Origin of the sequence: Pseudomonas sp. LRP2-20 (genome assembly GCF_024349685.1) — a bacterium.
Classification (GTDB): Bacteria; Pseudomonadota; Gammaproteobacteria; order Pseudomonadales; family Pseudomonadaceae; genus Aquipseudomonas.
On sequence record NZ_AP025944.1, the window covers coordinates 5,127,119 to 5,144,931 of the forward strand.

Consider the following 17,813-nt stretch of genomic DNA (forward strand, 5'->3'; position numbering starts at 1 on the left):
TTTCACGGAGCATCGTGCAATCCTTTCGCCGGTGCCAGCGGCGACTGTGGGTCCAATAGGGATGAACGGATGAAGTGCAGGTAGCTCTGGACACGGCGCAGCACCGAGGTGTCGAAGTGCCGGGCGAACGGTTCGTCAGTGGCCTGCACGCGCGCGATGGCGTGGTCCACCGCGACCAGGGCGCGTTCGTGGTTGCTGGCGCTGGGCTGCAGGAACAGACGGGCCAGGGCACGGCCCATGACACGAATGGCCTGGCGCCACGGCTGCGACTCGGCGTAGGCCGGGTGGACCGGCGCGCGGGCCTGCTCCTTGCGCAGTTCGATGATGGCGTGGCCGATCTCCAGCACGGTGAACATCCAGCCCATCAGCTGGCTCTGTACCTGCGGCTTGCCGGCAGCCAGGCCATAGGCCTGGTGCAACAGGTCGCGGGTGCGGCTTTCGAAGGCCGAACCGAGGCCGCGCAGGCGGCCGCTGATGGCGAACAGCACCTGCCCGCGCAGCTCCTGCTCCAGGCGGCTCCACAGCCAACGGCTGTTCGGCGGCAGGATGATCGCCCCGGCTGCGGCGCAGACGAACATGCCGATGACCATGCCGATGTAGTCGTTAATGAAGCTGTAGGGGTCGTAGACGGTCAGGTTGTTCGGCACCGAGCCGATGGCGAAGAACACCAGCAGGCCGATGCCGTAACCGGCGTAGGCTGGCCGCGACGACAGGAAGGCACCGAGCACGAACACCGGCGCCAGGACCATGCACAGCAGCGGGAAACCGTCGATCCAGGGGAACACGAAGAAGGTTTCGAAAAAGCCGATGAAGGCACCGATCGCCGTACCACAGGCCATCTGGAACGACATGCGCTTGGGGTTCGGCGAAGCGGCCGAGAGGCCCACGGTGACGGTGGCGATCAGGGTCATCATGGCACCGCTGGGCCAGTCGCTCATCAGCCAGTAGCTGCCCAGCAGCAACAGCACCGCCGACGCCCGCACACCGGCGGCCAGCGACACCAGCCAGCTGGTCTGCGCCACATAGGGCTCATCCCACTGCTCGCGCTCGTGCTTGTGCGCGGCCAGCGAGGCGTGGGTTTCGGCGTAGCTGTACATCTCGTCGACGAAACGGTAGAGCAACTCGAACGCAGTGTGGAAATCGAGCAGGTCGGATTCGCTGGGCTGGGTTGCCAGGTAGTCGGCGCGCAGGCTACGCACCTGCGCCTGCAGGCCTTCCTTGTAGGCCGCCAGTTCCAGGGTCAGGCGCAGCGCATCGGCGTCGGTCAGCGCCCGGCCCACATAGGGCTGCAGCAGCTCCACCAAAGTGTCCAGGCCTGGCTCGATGGCGCTGACGATCTGCAGCGGACCGCGGGCGCGCAGGCGCTCCAGCAAGCGGTGCAAGGCGTTGAAGCGCGTGGTGATGGCCATGAACTCGCTGTTCATGCGCACCAGGCGGCCAGAGCGGCGACGCATGTGCGGGTCTTCGAAGGCAGTGACGTTACGCAGGCTCTCCAGCCCCACCGCCTCGGCGACGAAGCGCACGTTGCTGGTCTCGAAGCGGTCGCGCTGGCTATCGCCGCGCAAGGCTTCCACCACTACCCCGGCGAATACGCCGAAGCGCTGGTACAGGGCATTGCGCATGGCGGCACTGGCCGACTGCGGCAGGATCGCGGCGCTGACGAAGGTCGACACCAGGATGCCCAGGGCAATTTCAAGGACCCGCCACACGGCCGCCATGAACGCCTGGTCCGGGTGCTGCAGCACGGGCAGGCCGATCATCGCCGCGGTGTAGCCGGCGAGGACGAAGCCATAGGCGCGGAAGGTGCGGTAGCGCATGGCACCGGCCGAGCACAGGCCAACCCACACTGCAAGGCTGGGCAGGAACAGTTCGGTGTTCTGCGGGAAGATGGCGATCAGCGCGACCATCATCGCCGAGCCGGCCAAGGTACCGAGCACCCGGTAGAAGCTCTTGGCGAACACATGGCCGCTCTGCGGCTGCATGACGATGAACACGGTGATCATCGCCGTACGCGGTTGCGGCAGCTCCAGGCGCATGGCCAGCCACAGGGTAATGAACGCTGCCGCCAGCACCTTGAAGATGTAGACCCAGGTCACCCCGTCGGTGCGCGCCCAGGCAAAGAAGCCCCGGCGCCATTCGAGGCTCTGCAGCCAGCGCATGGGCAAACTGGAAGTGCTCATTCGGCGTTATCCGGCTTCTTGTCGAAAATGGCCAGGGTGGCGGGGGTTTCAGGCGCTGCCTGGCGTTCTTCCTTCGGCACGTCCTGGCCGGCCTGCAAGCCACCGCCCAGGGCGGTGACCAGTTCGGCATGGGCAATCAGGCGCGCAGCTTGCACCTGCTGCTGCACCTGCTGCTGGCGGAACAGCAAGGTCTGCGCATTGAGCACGTTGAGGTAGTCGGTCAGGCCGCGCTGGAAGGCCACCGTGGCGATGTCGTAGGTTTTCTGCGCAGCGGCCACCGACTCGGCGGCGAAGTGCGACTGCTCCTTCATCGATTCACGGCGGATCAGCTGGTCGGAAATGTTCTTCAGCGCACCGACAACGGTCTGGTTGTAGCGCGCCACGGCCACGTCATAACCCGCCGAGGCCACGCCCAACTGCGAGCGCAGGCGGCCACCGTCGAAGATCGGCAGGCTGATCGCCGGGCCGACGTTGTAGTTGAACTTGCGTCCGGTCAGGAATTCCAGCGGGCCACCACCGGTGGCCATGAAGCCGAGGCTGCCGACCAGGTCGACGTTGGGAAAGAAACCGGCGTGGGCGACATCGATGCCACGGGCCTGTGCGGCGACCTGCCAGCGGCTGGCGACCACGTCCGGGCGCTGACCGACCAGCTCGGCAGGCAGGTTCGAAGGCAGTTTCAGAGGGGCCGCAAGGGCCAGGGTCGGCCGTTGCAACTGCGCGCCCTCCCCTGGGCCTTTGCCCGCCAGCGCCGCCAGCTGGTTGCGGGTCAGGGCGATTTCTTCGTCGAGGCTATCGAGCTGGCGATGGGTTTCGGGCAGCGGTGCCTCGGCCTGGCTGACCTCGAAATGGGTGCCGATGCCACCGTCCAGACGGCGCTTGGCCAGGGCCAGGATCTGCTCCTGCTGTTCGAGCTCGGCCTTGACGATGTCGTGCTGGGCGAAATGCAGGCTCAGCTGAATGTAGGCGCGCACCACGTTGTTCTGCAGCTCCAGCTGCGCCTGGCGGGCCTCGGCCACGCTCATGTGGGCCTGGTCCACCGCCTGCTCGCTGGCGTTGCGCTCACGCCCCCACAGGTCCAGCGCGTAGCTGAAGCCGAGGGCGGCGTTGTTGTCCCAGGTGTTGGCACCCGACAGCGCGCCAGGGCCGTAGAACTGATCCTCAGGCCAGTTATGCCGTTTGAGCGTGGCATCACCATTGACCTGGAGCTTTTCCGCCGACTCGACCACACCCGCCATGGCCTTGGCTTCACGCACACGCGCCGCCGCCATGGCCAGGCTTGGGCTGCCGGCCACGGCCAGGTCGATCCAGCGGTCGAGTTGTGGGTCGCCATAGGCATGCCACCAGCGCTGGTCAGGCCAGTGCGCGTCGCTGGCCGCTTCGCGAATGGCCGCGTCGGTGGTCAAGGTATTGGCTTGCAGGGTCTTGCTTTGCGGGGCGATACCCCAGGTTCCGATACAGCCGCTCAAGGTGAGACTAAGGGCACAGGCACTGAACACTTGAAGTGTTCTGAGGATGCGACGCGGCACAGCTGCGATTTCCCGAGGAAGAGGTGGAGGGGCCGGGCAATTCTAGGGGGCCGCTGCACTGGCGATAAGCGCATATTCCTGCGAATCTTTGTTACCGAAACAGCGATAATCCGGCTTTGGTCGAACGCACATTCGCGTTACTTCGTGACACAATTTTGTCCTCTACCTTGAGAGTGACCCATGGACACCCTGCAAAACATGCGTGCTTTCAGTTGCGTAGCCCAGCTAGGCAGCTTTACCGCCGCCGCGGCGCAACTGGATACGACCACCGCGAACGTGTCGCGGGCGGTCTCCAACCTGGAAGCCCATCTGCAAACCCGGCTGCTCAACCGCACCACCCGGCGCATCGCCCTGACCGAGGCGGGCAAGCGTTACCTGATGCGCTGCGAACAGATCCTCACCTATGTCGAAGAAGCCGAAGCTGAAGCCAGCGACGCCCATGCCCGGCCTGCCGGCCAGTTGAAAGTGCATTCGATGACCGGGGTCGGCCAGCACTTCGTGGTCGATGCCATCGCCCGCTACCGCGAGTCGCACCCGGACGTGACCTTCGACCTGACCATGGCCAACCGCGTGCCGGACCTGCTCGACGAGGGCTACGACGTGTCCATCGTGCTGGCCACCGAGCTGCCGGACTCCGGTTTCGTCTCGCAACGCCTGGGCATCACCTACAGCATTGTCTGCGCCTCGCCCGAGTACGTGGCCAAGCACGGCTTTGCGCAAAAGCCGGTCGACCTGCTCAAGCATTCCTGCCTGCGCATGGTCAGCCCGGTGATCCCGCTGGAAAAATGGCTGTTCGACGGCCCGGAGGGCCAGGAGTTGGTGAACATCACCAGCTCGCCGTTCCAGGTCAACTCGGCGGATGCGATGAAAACCGCGATCCGCAGTGGCATGGGCATGGGCGTATTGCCGATCTACTCGGTGATCGATGGCTTGCGTGACGGCAGCCTGGTCCGGGTGATGCCGGAGTACCGGCTGCAGGAGCTGAACCTGTATGCCATCTACCCGTCGCGCCAGTACCTGGATGCCAAGATCAAGACCTGGGTCGAGTACCTGCGCAACTCGTTGCCGGAAATTCTGGCGGCCCATGAAGCCGACCTGAAAACCCACGAATTGCTGCTCGCCAACTGAAAAAAGCTGCTGCACGGCGGCGGTGGACAATGGTAGGTTGCTAACCAATCAACCCCAGCCACCGCCCTGAGAAGTTGCCCGATGAAAAAAACCGTCCTGGCCTTCAGCCGCATCACCCCGGCCATGGCCGAGCACCTGCAGCAAGACTTCAACGTGATCGTGCCGAACCCCAAGCTCGGCGACATCAGTGCCCAGTTCAACGAAGCGCTGCCCGAGGCCCACGGCCTGATCGGCGCCGGCCGCAAGCTGGGCCGCGCGCAACTCGAAGGCGCGGGCAAGCTCGAAGTGGTGTCCAGCGTCTCGGTCGGTTATGACAACTATGACCTCGACTATTTCAACGAGCGCGGCATCGCCCTGACCAACACCCCCGACGTGCTCACCGAAAGCACCGCCGACCTGGGTTTCTCGCTCATCATGGGCTGCGCCCGCCGCACCGCCGAGCTCGACGCCTGGACCAAGGCCGGCCACTGGCAAGCCACGGTCGCCCCGTCGCACTTCGGCAGCGATGTGCATGGCAAGACCCTGGGCATCGTCGGCCTGGGCAACATCGGCGCCGCCATTGCCCGGCGTGGCCGCTTCGGCTTCAACATGTCGATCCTGTATGCCGGCAACAGCCGCAAGACGGCGCTGGAGCAGGAACTGGGCGCCCAGTACCGCAGCCTCGAGCAACTGCTGGCGGAGTCCGACTTCGTCTGCCTGGTGGTGCCGCTGTCCGATGCCACGCGCAAGCTGATCGGCGCCGGTGAATTGAAGCTGATGAAACCGAGTGCGTTCCTGATCAACATCGCCCGCGGCCCGGTGGTCGACGAAGCGGCGCTGATCGAGGCGCTGCAGAACGGCACCCTGCGTGGCGCCGGCCTGGATGTTTACGAGAAAGAGCCCCTGAGCCAGTCGCCGCTGTTCCAGCTGCCCAATGCGCTGACCTTGCCGCACATCGGTTCGGCGACTGCCGAGACCCGCGAAGCCATGGCCAACCGGGCGATGGAAAACCTGCGGGCTGCGCTGCTCGGCGAGCGGCCGCGGGATCTGGTGAATCCGCAGGTATGGAAGGGCTGAGAGCCTCGTTGCCTGTGCCAGCCCTTCGCGCGTAAGGCGGATCGCTGCACCGCCGCTCCCACAGGGGAAGCCCGGCTGGTACAGGCTACCTGTTGCCTATCTGGCCATTGCCACAGGCGCTGCGACTTCGGGTTTGCGCTTGCGGAACACCAGCACATTCCCCGCCATCACCGCCACCAGGCCCAGCAGCGCCGGTGTCGTCCATTGGTAACCTTCGGCAAAAGCCGACACATTCAGCGCCACCAGCGGGAACAACACGGTGCAGTAGGCCGCCCGCTCCGGCCCCATGCGCCCGACCAGAGTCAGGTAGGCGGTGAAGCCGATTACCGAGCCGGGGATGACCAGGTACAGCAGCGAGCCGATGTAGCGGGTGTTCCATTCCATGGCGAAAGGGATGCCGCTGACCAGGCAATACAGCGCCAGCATCGAGGCGCCATAGACCATGCCCCAGGCATTGGTGGTCATGGGCTTGAGCCCGGTCTTCTGCTGCATGCTGGAAAGCATGTTGCCGGCCGAGAAGCACAGCGTGCCGAGCAAGGCCAGGCCCAGGCCGTAGAGGGTTTCGCGGCTGGCTGTGTGGTGCGAGAGCTCGGGCCAGAACAGCAGCCCCAGGCCGAGCAGGCCAAGCGCACCGCCAGCCAGGACATTGCTGGCGATCTTCTGGCCGAAGAAGATGCGGGCGTTGAGGGCATTCCACAAAGTCGCGGTCGAGAACACCACGGCGATCAGGCCACTGGCAACCCACTGACTGGCGGTGAGGAAGCACATGAAGTTGACACAGAACAGGCAAAAACCCTGTGCCACGCAGATCAGGTGGCCGCGCCGGTTCATCGGCTGCAGGCGGCGGGTGAGCAGGAGCATGGCGAACAGGATCAGGCCGGCCAGGGCGAAGCGATAGACGATCGACACCGGGATGTCGACCACGCCCAGTTGCAGTTTCAGGGCGATCCAGGTGGTCCCCCAGATCAGGACGGTGAGCAGGTACAGAAACAGGTTCATGGCGGCGGTTCCTTGGGCATGTCGATAGCGGTGCCTGGCTTTTCGCGGGCAAGCCCGCTCCCACAGGGATCACCAGTGTTCTGCCGATTGGCCTCTCCCTGCTTGCACAAACTTGCGCTTTTCCTGCCCGGGTAGCTGTCACCGGCATGCAGGCGCAGTACGATGAGCCGCAGAGGACTCACCATGACCCCACTCACCCAGTTGCAAGTGTTCAACGCCATGCACGCCTCGCCAAACGCCCGGCTGGAGCTGAGCGCGCACCTGGGCGACGGTCTGGCGGCAGCGTTGTGGAGCAACCGCGACGACGCCCGCGACTACCAGGCGCCGAGCCATCACACACTGTCGTGCTACATCGCCGATGGCACCGGCACCTTCCGCCGCCAGCGCCCGGCCGACAAGGGCGCGCCGGACAAGTTGTGCATCATGCCAGCGGGGCACGAGTCGAACTGGGTGGTGAACGGTGCGATTCGCCTGGCCCATCTGTACATCAGCGAGGCCCAGTTCGCCCTGGGCTGCGTGCGCCTGCTCGACCGTGAGCCACGCGAACTGCAGCTGCAGGAGGCGACCTTCCTCGATGACCCGCAGCAATCCGTGCGCTTTCGCCAGCTGATCACCCTCGACTGGGATGAACCCGCCGAACGCTTGCTGGCCAGCAGCCTGGCCCACGAGATCGTCGACCATGCCGTACTCAGCCAGGTTGGCCTGCGCCAGGGGTTGCGCCTGAAAGGCGGGCTGGCGCCGAGCCTGCGTCGGCAGCTGGTCGAGTATATCGAGGCGCACCTCGACCAGCCGATTACCCTGGGCGAGCTGGCACTGCGCTGCAACCTGTCGGAGTACCACTTTGCGCGGATGTTCCGCACCAGTTTCGGCCTGCCGCCGCATCAGTACTTGCTGGCGCGACGGCTGCACCGGGCTTGCCAGTTGTTGCGCCTGGGCGAACTGCCCTTGGGCCAGGTGGCACTGCTGTGCGGGTTCGCCAGTGCCAGCCATTTCAGCAACCGCTTCCGCCAGGCGCTGGGGGCGACACCTGGCGAGTACCGTTCGGCCATTCGCGGCTGAAGCCGCCCCCACAGGCCCTGCGCCGTCCCTTCAGGAGCGGCTTTAGCCGCGAAGAGGCCGACACAGGCTGTACAAGGTTCAGAACTCGAAGGTACTCGACAGGCTCACCTGCCGCGCATCGCCAATGGCGACGAAGTACTGGTTCACCGCCGAGCTGTAATACACCTTGTCGAACAGGTTCTTCACGTTCAGCTGCACGCGCACATTGTGCTGGTCGAGCTTGGTCTCGTAGGTGGCGAACGCGTCAGCCACGGTATAGCTCGGCAGGTCGAAGGTATTGGTCGAGTTGCCCGGCCGTTCGCCCACATACCGCGCCCCGGCGCCAAAACGCAGGCGATCGCCACCGAACAGGCTGCCGAAGTCATACACCGCCGACAGCGAGCCGGTATGCCTGGCGACGTTCTGCAGGCGGTTGCCTTCCAGGTCGGGATCCTTGGTCACCTTGGCATCGGTATAGGCGTAACTGCCGATCAGGCTCCAGCGCTCGCTGAGCTGCCCGGTCAGGTCGAGTTCGACGCCGCGCGAATTGACCTCCCCCGCATTGCTGTACACCGTCTCGCCGGTTCCGCTGTCGAAGTTGGCGACCAGCACGTTCTGCTTGGTGATGTCGAACAGCGCCAGGGTACCGGTGAGGCTGCCCGGCATGTCCAGCTTGGCGCCCAGCTCCCAGGACTTGCCCTCCTCCGGCGCCACCGACGAATCCAGCACCACACCCCCGGTCAGCGGGGCAATGCTGGAGTTGGGTTTGAACGACTCGCTGTAGCTACCGTAGAACGACAGCTGGTCATCGACCTTGTAGACGATGCCGGCATGCGGTACCCAGGCCTGGCCACTGGTGTCGGTATTGGCCTTGAACGGGCGGCCACGGCCGGCGTACTGGTCGTATTGCTGGTAACGCGCGCCAGCGACCAGGATCCAGTGCTCGTCCAGGTGCAGCGCGTCCTGCACAAACAAGGCGTCGGTGCGCAGCTTGTCGGTCTGGTCGCTGTCGCTGGCGCGCACTGTCGTGCCCTCCACTTCCTGGCCGTAGACCGGGTTCAGGTAGCTGAAGGTGGATTGAGCGCTCTGGCGGATCAGGTCACCGCGAAAGATCTTGCGATCTTCGTGGTCAATGCCGAACAGCAGGTCGTTCTGCATGCCGGCCAGCTCGACACTGCCATTGAGGCTCAAGGTGGCGAACTGGTCGCGGCTCATGGCGTTGTGGGTGCCGTCCATGCTGCGCGTCAGCGTGCCCTTGGCCTCGTTCACCGCAGTAACGCGAACCTGGCTGGCATCGTAGGTCTCGCGGTTGAAGCTGTAGCCGAAGTGCAGCTTCCAGTCGTCGGCCAGCTGGTGGTCGACCTCCAGGCGATAAAGGTCGGAACGCCCTTCCATGTCGTTGAATGGTTCGTCCAGCCGGCGGGTAGCGGGGATGTCCAGTGGGTGGCCGTTGCTGCCGAATGCCGTGCCGCGGTCGAACGGGTAGAGGAATTCGCGGTGCTCGTAGGCCAGCACCACCTGGGTCTCTTCGCCGAGCCAGGCCAGCGATGGCGCCACCAGCGATTCGCGGTGCACACCGAAGTTGCGCCAGTAGTCCTCGTCCTCATGATCGACGATCAGGCGGTAGGCGAAGTTGCTGTCACCCAGCGCGCCGGTACTGTCGAAACCACCGCCGCTGCCGTTCTTGCCGCTGCCGTAAGTGGAGCCGCGCACGGTCAGGGCATTGTATTGCTGCAGTTGCGGGCGCTTGCTGACCACGTTGATCACCCCGCCTGGGTCCTGAATGCCGTACAGCAGCGAAGCCGGGCCCTTGAGCACTTCGACCCGCTCGGTGCTGGCATTGAGGCTGCGGCCCTGCACCAGCGGCATGCCATCGCGCATGATCGAGCCATCGCGGTTGTCACCGAAGCCACGCTTCATCACGGTATCGGAAGTGCCACCGAAGTTGTTGCCCTGGGTGATGCCGCTGACGTTGGCCAGGGCGTCGTCGAGGTTGCGTGGGGCCTGGTCGCGGATGACCTGGGCCGGCACCACGTTGATCGCCTGAGGGATGTCCTGGGACGGCCCCTGACCGCGCATGATCGAAGCACTGGCCGGCGGTTGATAGCTGTAGCTGTCCATTTGCGAGGTCACCGTGGTGGCCTGCAGGTTGACGGCGCCGGAAGTATCCACCGGTTCGAGCGTCAGGGTGCGTGTGTCGAGGCGGCGCCAGGTCAGTCCGCTGTTGCCCAGCAGCTGTTGCAGGGCCTGCTCGGCGCTGAACGAGCCATTGAGGGCCGGGGCTTGTACGCCAGGCAATTCGAGGGTGTAGACGACACTCTGGCCAGTGGCACGGCTGAAGGCATTCAGGGCCTGGGCCAGCGGCTGGCTGGGCTGGTCGAACGTGTGCAGCTGAAGTTGCTCGGCAGCCATCAGGCCAGGGGCAGCGGTAATGGCCGAGCACGCTGAAAGGCCGAGCCAGAGGGGAACGCAACGCGGGGTGAACTTCATGGACGCTGACCTGTGAGAGGGTTATTACTGCGAATGAATCGCACTTCCACTCATTACACGGATGCCGCCACCTGTTACCTCATCCGCTTTTGCATTTTTTTCAGTGGATCACGGTCCACCGCCCCAACAGCGTTTGCCGCGAAAAGCCCAGTACCTTGCCCAGCGAGTCCAGTGCCGCCAAAGGCTCATTCGCCGGGAAGCTGCCGCTGACCTTGCGCTGCCCCAACTCGCCATCAAGCAGGACGATGCGGCCTGGGTAGTAGCGGCCCAGGTCTGCCACCACCTGCGCCAGCGGCGCCTGGTAGTAGTTCAGCCAGCCTTGGCGCCAGGCCAGCCGGCTGTCGCTGTCCACGCTCGACAGCTCGCCTGCCTGCCCATCGGCATAGGCCAGCTGCTGGTTGGCCGTCAGCACCTGGCCGGCCTGCCCCACCGCCGGGACAACAGCCACGCGCCCGCTGCGCACGATGACCTGCGCGCCCTGCCCTTGGTCACGCACTTCGAACTGCGTGCCCAGCACCCGTACTTCGCCGCCAGCGGCCTCCACCACGAACGGCTGCCCCGTATGGGTAACCTGGAAGAATGCGGCGCCATGCAACAGGCGCACGCGGCGTTCACCTGGCTGGAAGTCGACGGCGATGGCACTGCCAGCATCCAGGGTCACCTGCGACTGATCCGCCAGGGTCACCTGGCGCAGCGCATCGCTGCTACTGAAATCGGCCTGCAGGTTGAGCAACCAGTCACTGGGCCGCCAGCCGCCCGCCATGCTGACAGCCAGCACCAGGCACGCCGCAGCCAACGCCATGCCGGCGCGCCGCCAATGCCCTTTGCCTGGCGGCTTGGCCATGGCCAGCAAGTAACGCTGCAAGTCTGCGTGTTCTTCCTCGGCCAGGCGCGTTGCCGGTGCTTCGCTGAGCTGCCACAGCAACTGGGCCTCGGCGTAGGCTTCGCGATGCCTGGGGTCGGCCAGCAGCCAGCGCTTGAACGCCGCACTGCCGGCAGCTGCCGGCTGTTCGTTGATACGGATCAGCCACTGCAAGGCCGCCTCGGACTGGGCAGCGGTGATCAGGTCTGGATGGCTCATCGGCGGGCGCTCCCAGGCCTGCGAGTTAGGGTCGCGGGCTCGGCAACACTGGCCTTGCACGCTTCAAGGGCGCGCATCATATGCTTTTCCACGGTGCTCTGGGAAAGCTGCATGGCCTTGGCAATTTCGCCGTACTTGCAGCCGTGGATACGATTGAGCAGAAAGATCTGCCGGGTACGCTCAGGCAAGGCACGCAGAGCGGTTTCGATGCGCTGCAGGTCATGATCGATTTCCGCGGCCTGCTCTGGCGCCTGGGCCAGGCCCGCTTCATCCACCGCCAGCGAGGCTTCGGCGACGCGTTCGCGGCTGCCTTCGCTGCGCAAGTGATCGATGGCCAGGTTACCGGCACAGCGCAACAGGTAGGTGTCGAGCGCGTCGACCTTCAGGTCGGGCCGGCGCCAGAAGCGCAGGAACAATTCCTGCACCAGGTCCGACGCCGTGGCACGGCAGCCTACCCGGCGGCTGACCAGGGCTTCCATGCGTGCACGCTGGGCCAGGAATACCTGGACGAAACGTGCGCGGGTGCCGTCGCTGTCAGGTTCGCTCAAGGCATCACCCGGCAAACATGGCCAACAGCGGGCCCAGCACCAGGCTGAGCGCCGCCAGGCCTAACAACAGGCGCGGCTGGTAGGGCAAACCAAACACCCACAAGGTGCCCCCCGCCATCAGCAATGCGACCCACTCCACCAAACCATGTGCCCAGCCACGCCAGCGCACGGCGAGGACCAGCGACAGCATCAGCAACAGCCAGCCGCCGATGCGCAGCACACGCAGCTGGCCTGGGGAGGGTTTGCGCCTGAGCAGCTCGCTGAAGTGCTTTTCCATCGCCAGGCACAGCGCGGCGAAACCGGCGAAGCCGATCAGGGCAATGCTCAGCATCAGTGCACCTCGACCATGTCAGGCGAGACCTTGGCCGCCTTCGGCGCACGCTTGGCGGCGGGCTTGGCAGGGCGCAGCATCTTGCTCGCGGCCCAGGCCAGGAACAGCCCACAGGCCAGGGCGGTAAGGTCGAACCCGGCCATGGCCCAGTCACCCGCAGGCACAGAGGCGTTCAACCCTTGGCCGGTGCTCAGGGCGTTGAGCAGGGGTAACAGGGCAAAGGCCAACGCGCCCAGGGCCAGCTGCTCGCCCCAGGCCTTGCGCCCTGGGCGCACTACGGCATGCAGCAATGACGCCGACCAGACCAGGAAGAAGGCATTCACCTCCCAGTCGGCCCGCCCTTGCAGTGCCACGGGCAGCAGCCGGTTGGCCCAGAAGAAGCCGGCCACGGCGAGGATCAGGCCACTCATGCTGGCGATGTTGAGCACCTCGACCAGGCGCAATTCGCCCGGCAGGCGTTCGCGCTTGGCGTGCTTGAGCTGGCGCTTGCCCAGCCACATCACCAGGCCGGTGCCGATCACCGCCGTGCCGGCAAGCCCGAAGGCGAAATACAGCCAGCGCAGCCAGGGCCCGGCGTAGTTGCCCATGTGCAGGCCAGCGAAACTGAAAGAGGTCATCATCGTGGCGCTTTCCGGCGCGCCCTGTTTCAGCAGTTCGCCGGTGGCGCCATCGAAGGTCCAGTTGGCACTGCGCTTGTAGGGGACGTTGTCTGCCGATGACTGGCTGAAGGTGACACGGGCATTGCGATCCCCCGGGTTCTGCACCTGGATGAAGCCCATGCGTGCACCCGGCACCTGCGCCTGGACCTTGGCATAGAGGCTCGCCAGCGGCACCAGAGGGGTCGCGACATTGGCTACCTTGGGGGCCTCGTCGCGGCCGAACAGGTCATTGAAATATCCGCTGGTGTTGCCGTAGCTGGCCAGGATGCCGGCCGGCATGACCATGTACATGAACAGCACCAGGCTGCTGTAGCTGATCATCAGGTGGAACGGCAGCACCAGCACGCCGATAGCATTGTGGCCGTCCAGCCAGGAGCGCTGGGCCTTGCCGGGGCGGAATGTGAAGAATTCCTTGAAGATCTTCTTGTGGGTGATGATCCCGGTGACCAACCCCAGCAGCATGATGAAGGCACACAACGTCGACAGCCAGCGGCCCAATGGATAAGGCATCTGCAGTTCGAAATGGAAGCGGTAGAAGAACTCGCCGCCACGCGTATCACGCGCCTCGACCGGCTGCCCGCTCTGCGCGTCCAGGTCCTTTCTGACAAAGCCCCGCCGCCCGCCCTCGGGGTCGCGCCAGCCCACGTTCAAGGCAGCGTCACGCTCGCTGGGCAGGCGGATCATCCAGTTGCCCGAATGCGCGGAGTTGCTCTCCAGGTAGCGCTGGGCCAGCCCCAGGCTGGCCACCGGGTCGAGTGCATGGCGGCGCACTTCCGGCTGTGCCCAGTGGCTGACCTCCTCCTTGAAATACGACAAGGTGCCGGTGAGGAAGATGGCGAACAACAGCCAGCCAAAGATCAGGCCGGTCCAGGTGTGCAGCCAGGCCATGGCCTGGCGGAAGCCTTCCTTCATGGGTTTTTCATCCAGTAGGCGAACCCGCCAAGCAGCCCCAGCACCAGGCTCGGCAGCAGCACGCCAAGCCAGGCGCGCCAGGCGCTGCGGCAGGCGAAGCACCAGATGAAGGCCAGCAGGTAGAACACGAACGAGAGCATCAGGCCGGTCAGCGTGGCGTCGACCTGGGGCAACGGCAGCAACAGGGCCACGCAGACACTGACCAGCGACGCCAGCAGATAGCCACCCAGCAATGCAGCCAGGCTGCGTGAAACCACGGCCAGGCGATAGCTCAGAGGGAGTCCGGCGGCGGAGTGCTTCATGGCGTGAGTCCGGGAAATGGGGGTGCAATAGTAATGAGTTTAATTCTCATAAGCAAAATCTCTGGAGGCTTCGGGTGTTCGCCGTGAGATATTCAGCGCCTATGCGACCGAGCGCCGCCCGCGCGGCGCATCGCGAGCTATCGCTCGCTCCTACGTTTATTTCGGGCCAGTAACGCCTGTGCCAGGCGCGCGACCGCCTCGTTGGTACGACGCGATATCGCGCCATGCGCCAAGGCGTTCGCGTGCAATCTCGCAGGATTGACTGGCCCGAAATAAACGTAGGAGCGAGCGATAGCTCGCGATGCGCCGCGCGGGCGGCGCTCGGATGCATAGGCGCTGCAAGGGTCGTGGCGAACCCGTGGTCGCCATCAACCGATCTTCACATGATCCCGACACCCGTACGACAAGGAACATGCACGCACCGTAACGGTGGGGGCGGGGCTTGCCAGCGATGGACTGCGACGCAGTCCCCTTCAACAGATTTGCAACAGAAAATTTATTTTCAAAAAGGGGTTGTATTCGCTGCGCCGTTGCCTGACCTTAGAGTCAAGAGGCGCAGAATTTCCAAGGCCCTCAAGGGCCTAGGCACGCCTCCATGCGAGCAAGCTGAATAAGGATTGGAATCATGCAAATCCAGGTCAACAGCAGCAACCATATCGAAGGCAACATCCGTCTGAACGAGTGGGTCCGCAGTACGCTGGAAGCCACCCTCGAACGCTATGACGACGACCTCACCCGCATCGAGGTCCACCTGCGCGACGAGAACGGCGCCAAGCCCGGCCCACATGACAAACGCTGCCAGTTGGAGGCTCGCCCGAAAGGCCATCAGCCGATTTCCGTGACCCACACCGCCACCTCGCTGGACCAGGCAGTCGACGGTGCCGCCAGCAAGCTGAACAATGCGCTGGAACACTTCTACGGCAAACTGCGCAGCAAGCGCGGCGTACTGGAACTGAGCGACCCCGACGCCTGATCGGCACCCTGAACAACAACGCCCGGCCTGTGCCGGGCGTTTTCGTTTGCAGCGATCAATGGGCCTGAACCAACCGGCCTGTTACCCGGTCAACTTCTGCAGTCATTCCATTGCAGGCCCCGACCATGCACAACCCCTTCGAACAGATCAGCGCCGCCTTCGCCCCCGAATACCGGGTCAACCTGAGTATCGAACGGCTGGACGGCAGCATCATGCTGACCCTTTCCGACGACGCCGGCGTGGTCGCCAAGCGCCTCATCAGCCAGGCCCAGCGCAACGACCCGGTGCGCCTGCAACGGGTCATCGACAGCATCCGCCTGGGCCTGGCCATCGAGCTGGGGCAAAACCCGTTGCAGGTCCTCGCCGCCCTGACCCGCGACACCGGCCACGCACCACGGCATCTGAGCGCAGTCGGCCTGGCCAACTGAGGGCTACTTGCCCTCCTCCACTTCCTTGCCGCTGGCATCGAGCGCCTTGGTCGAGGGGTAACGGTACGAGGCGTAGCGCACCACCAGGATCGAGAACGCCAGCAGCAGGATGCCGCCGCACACGTACAGCAGCCCGGCGTCCGGCGCCTTGTGGTGCGATACATCGCCGATCAGCAGGCGCGTCAGCGCGGTAATCGCGACATACAGCAGGAAGCGGATCGGCATGTGGTTGGTCTTGAAGTAGATACCGACCATCGCCCCGAGCTCCAGGTAGATGAACAGCAGCAGGATGTCATCGACGCTGACCCCGCCCTTGCCGAGCATATCCAGGAAGGTGACCACCGCCGCATAGGCGGTAATCGCGCCAATGCCGAACAGCGCCAGGTAGTGGAACGCTTCCACACACAGGTTGCCCAGCGAGTCGGCCGAGCCGTGCAGGCCCTTGCGCAGTTTTTCTGCCCATTTGATGTCCACGATGTGCGATTCCCCGATACGACATGAAGGATGATGCGTCACCCCTGTGACGCTTGTGCCATGCAGTTAAAGGGCCAGGCCCTTGCCTTGGAAGGCGACCGATTGCCGCAAGGCACGGGCGGCGCGCGATTTCAGCACGGCTACAATTTCTGGTTGCGAAATGAGCTCACTGCCATTACTGTACATCGATACAGTATTCGGTAACGGCAATCTGCCTGGCTGCCTGGATAGCAACTGAACCGCAAAGCAGAAGGCGCACGACCGCTCCCCTGCTACCACTGACCGAGAGGCCTCGTATGGCTGTTGAGATTCTTTACCGCAGCACGCGCGATTTGGAGACCACGTTCTTGGACCGCAAACTCGCAGACGCCCATGACCAGATGCTGGAACTGGCCGAGGTGCTTACTCAGGTTCTGGTGAAACATGTACCTGGGCTGGATGAAAACATGGCCGAAGAGGCAAGCATCTTCATGGCCAAGAACAGGGCGGTGTTCGCGGCGGCGTTCAAGAACAATGCAGCGGCATTGGCAGATCTGGATGCACAGGAAAAAAGCGGCGAATAAGTAGCAACGCTTCGGCGCTAAACAGCGGCGTATCATCGGAGACGGTATAGCCAAGGCTGTTGCACCCAGCGCCCGGCCTCAACCGTAAAGCAAGCGCTCGGCCAGCATCTGCGCCACCCTGGCCGGCGAGCGTTTTTCTGCCTGGGCGTGGCCGAACACCTCGGTCAGCCGCGTCGGTATCCGCGCCAGGTGCGCGGTTATGCTGCCCTGGTCACCGCCGCGATGTTTGAGCGCCACGTAGATCAGGCCACCGGCATTGATCACATAGTCCGGGGCATAGAGGATGCCGCGCGCCTCCAGCTGGTCTGCTACCTGCAGCGTGGTGAGCTGATTGTTCGCCGCCCCTGCCACCGCCGCGCAGCGCAGCTGCATCACCGTCTGGCCATTGAGCACCGGCCCTACGCCACAGGGCGCGAAGATATCGCAGGGCGTGCTGATCAAGGCGTCATTGGTCACCGGGTGAGCATTGAACTGTTCCACCGCCAGGCGTACCCGGCCTGGGTCAAGGTCGCTGACCAGCAACTCCGCGCCCGCCGCATGCAGTTGCTCGGCCAGGGCGTAGCCGACATTGCCCAGCCCCTGCACAGCCACGCGCAGCCCTTCGAGGTTGCTGCTGCCCAGGCGTGCCTGCGAAGTGGCACGGATGCCGGCGAACACGCCCATGGCGGCATGCGGCGACGGGTCGCCGGACGCCGTGGTACTGGTGACATGCGGTGTGCTCTGGGCGATGCAGTCCATGTCAAGGGTCGAGGTACCGCTGTCCACGGCGATGATGAAACGCCCTTGCAGGGTATCGATGAAGCGGCCGAACGCCTCGAACAGCGCCGCGCGGTTTTCCACATGGGGGTTGCGCATGATCACCGCCTTGCCGCCGCCCAACGGCAAGCCCGCCAGCGCCGCCTTGTAGCTCATGCCTTGGGCCAGGCGAATGGCGTCGGTCATGGCGCTCTCGTCATCGGCATAGGGCAGGTAGCGGCAACCGCCCACCGCAGGGCCCAACTTCTCGCTGTGAATCACCACGACGGCCTTGAGGCCGGTGGGCGGGTCAATGAACAGGTGCAGCGACTGGGTACGGGTGCTTTGCATCAACGCGAACATCGGCGGGCTCCCCAACGAGGTGCTCCT

17 protein-coding genes are annotated in these 17,813 nt (G+C 64.5%); 6 read left to right on the forward strand and 11 right to left on the reverse strand.

Annotated elements, in window-relative coordinates; genetic code table 11:
• Positions 1-2 precede the first annotated feature (2 nt).
• Together OCX61_RS23005 and OCX61_RS23010 are read right to left on the reverse strand one after the other, a co-directional pair.
• On the reverse strand, positions 3-2,180 hold the full coding sequence (locus OCX61_RS23005) for an FUSC family protein (protein WP_261941523.1): 2,178 nt from the start codon (positions 2,178-2,180) through the stop codon (positions 3-5).
• On the reverse strand, positions 2,177-3,706 hold the full coding sequence (locus OCX61_RS23010; protein WP_261941524.1) for an efflux transporter outer membrane subunit: 1,530 nt from the start codon (positions 3,704-3,706) through the stop codon (positions 2,177-2,179). Before OCX61_RS23010 ends, OCX61_RS23005 begins: the two co-directional genes overlap by 4 nt.
• A 180-nt stretch (positions 3,707-3,886) precedes the next feature.
• On the opposite strand from OCX61_RS23010, the gene OCX61_RS23015 reads away from it, so the two are divergent.
• Positions 3,887-4,834 carry a LysR family transcriptional regulator gene (locus OCX61_RS23015; protein WP_261941525.1) on the forward strand — a complete coding sequence of 316 codons (948 nt, stop codon included), beginning with the start codon at positions 3,887-3,889 and terminating at the stop codon, positions 4,832-4,834.
• An 81-nt stretch (positions 4,835-4,915) separates the two neighbouring features.
• Entirely contained in the window at positions 4,916-5,890 is a 975-nt protein-coding gene (locus OCX61_RS23020) for a 2-hydroxyacid dehydrogenase (RefSeq protein WP_261941526.1), read from the forward strand.
• 96 nt (positions 5,891-5,986) lie between these two features.
• On the opposite strand, the gene OCX61_RS23025 is transcribed toward OCX61_RS23020, so the two are convergent.
• Complete coding sequence (locus tag OCX61_RS23025) at positions 5,987-6,889, reverse strand: DMT family transporter (RefSeq protein ID WP_261941527.1); 903 nt, start codon at positions 6,887-6,889, stop codon at positions 5,987-5,989.
• A 183-nt stretch (positions 6,890-7,072) separates the two neighbouring features.
• On the opposite strand from OCX61_RS23025, the gene OCX61_RS23030 reads away from it, so the two are divergent.
• Positions 7,073-7,948, forward strand: coding sequence for a helix-turn-helix domain-containing protein (locus tag OCX61_RS23030; RefSeq protein WP_261941528.1), 876 nt, complete (start codon positions 7,073-7,075; stop codon positions 7,946-7,948).
• A gap of 78 nt (positions 7,949-8,026) precedes the next feature.
• Here OCX61_RS23030 and OCX61_RS23035 read toward each other — a convergent pair whose 3' ends face one another.
• The 6 genes from OCX61_RS23035 to OCX61_RS23060 all read right to left on the reverse strand — a co-directional run bounded on the left by OCX61_RS23035 (position 8,027) and on the right by OCX61_RS23060 (position 14,250).
• Positions 8,027-10,417, reverse strand: coding sequence for a TonB-dependent siderophore receptor (locus OCX61_RS23035; RefSeq protein ID WP_261941529.1), 2,391 nt, complete (start codon positions 10,415-10,417; stop codon positions 8,027-8,029).
• 100 nt (positions 10,418-10,517) lie between these two features.
• Complete coding sequence (locus OCX61_RS23040) at positions 10,518-11,498, reverse strand: FecR family protein (protein ID WP_261941530.1); 981 nt, start codon at positions 11,496-11,498, stop codon at positions 10,518-10,520.
• Positions 11,495-12,046 carry an RNA polymerase sigma factor gene (locus OCX61_RS23045; protein ID WP_261941531.1) on the reverse strand — a complete coding sequence of 184 codons (552 nt, stop codon included), beginning with the start codon at positions 12,044-12,046 and terminating at the stop codon, positions 11,495-11,497. Before OCX61_RS23045 ends, OCX61_RS23040 begins: the two co-directional genes overlap by 4 nt.
• 4 nt (positions 12,047-12,050) lie before the next feature.
• The gene (locus OCX61_RS23050) at positions 12,051-12,377 is read right to left on the reverse strand and encodes a DUF3325 domain-containing protein (protein ID WP_261941532.1); all 327 of its coding nucleotides are present in this window, start codon (positions 12,375-12,377) and stop codon (positions 12,051-12,053) included.
• Positions 12,377-13,948: a PepSY-associated TM helix domain-containing protein gene (locus OCX61_RS23055; protein ID WP_261941533.1), complete on the reverse strand. Its 1,572-nt coding sequence runs from the start codon at positions 13,946-13,948 to the stop codon at positions 12,377-12,379. Before OCX61_RS23055 ends, OCX61_RS23050 begins: the two co-directional genes overlap by 1 nt.
• Positions 13,945-14,250 (reverse strand): DUF3649 domain-containing protein, encoded by a 306-nt coding sequence (locus tag OCX61_RS23060; protein ID WP_261941534.1) that lies wholly within the window; start codon positions 14,248-14,250, stop codon positions 13,945-13,947. The genes OCX61_RS23055 and OCX61_RS23060 overlap by 4 nt, the downstream gene beginning before the upstream one ends.
• Before the next feature lie 625 nt (positions 14,251-14,875).
• On the opposite strand from OCX61_RS23060, the gene OCX61_RS23065 reads away from it, so the two are divergent.
• Both OCX61_RS23065 and OCX61_RS23070 read left to right on the forward strand, forming a co-directional pair.
• Complete coding sequence (locus OCX61_RS23065) at positions 14,876-15,223, forward strand: HPF/RaiA family ribosome-associated protein (RefSeq protein ID WP_167065769.1); 348 nt, start codon at positions 14,876-14,878, stop codon at positions 15,221-15,223.
• Positions 15,224-15,348: 125 nt separating this feature from the next.
• Positions 15,349-15,651 carry a DUF3509 domain-containing protein gene (locus OCX61_RS23070; RefSeq protein ID WP_261941535.1) on the forward strand — a complete coding sequence of 101 codons (303 nt, stop codon included), beginning with the start codon at positions 15,349-15,351 and terminating at the stop codon, positions 15,649-15,651.
• 3 nt (positions 15,652-15,654) lie between these two features.
• On the opposite strand, the gene OCX61_RS23075 is transcribed toward OCX61_RS23070, so the two are convergent.
• Positions 15,655-16,125, reverse strand: coding sequence for a phosphate-starvation-inducible protein PsiE (locus OCX61_RS23075; RefSeq protein WP_261941536.1), 471 nt, complete (start codon positions 16,123-16,125; stop codon positions 15,655-15,657).
• A 296-nt stretch (positions 16,126-16,421) separates the two neighbouring features.
• Here OCX61_RS23075 and OCX61_RS23080 point away from each other — a divergent pair, with 296 nt between their 5' ends.
• Complete coding sequence (locus OCX61_RS23080) at positions 16,422-16,688, forward strand: YebG family protein (RefSeq protein ID WP_261941537.1); 267 nt, start codon at positions 16,422-16,424, stop codon at positions 16,686-16,688.
• A gap of 78 nt (positions 16,689-16,766) precedes the next feature.
• Here the strand turns inward: OCX61_RS23080 and OCX61_RS23085 are convergent, their stop codons facing one another.
• Positions 16,767-17,786, reverse strand: a complete 1,020-nt coding sequence (locus OCX61_RS23085) for a Leu/Phe/Val dehydrogenase (RefSeq protein ID WP_261941538.1) — start codon at positions 17,784-17,786, stop codon at positions 16,767-16,769.
• Between the last annotated feature and the right edge of the window lie 27 nt (positions 17,787-17,813).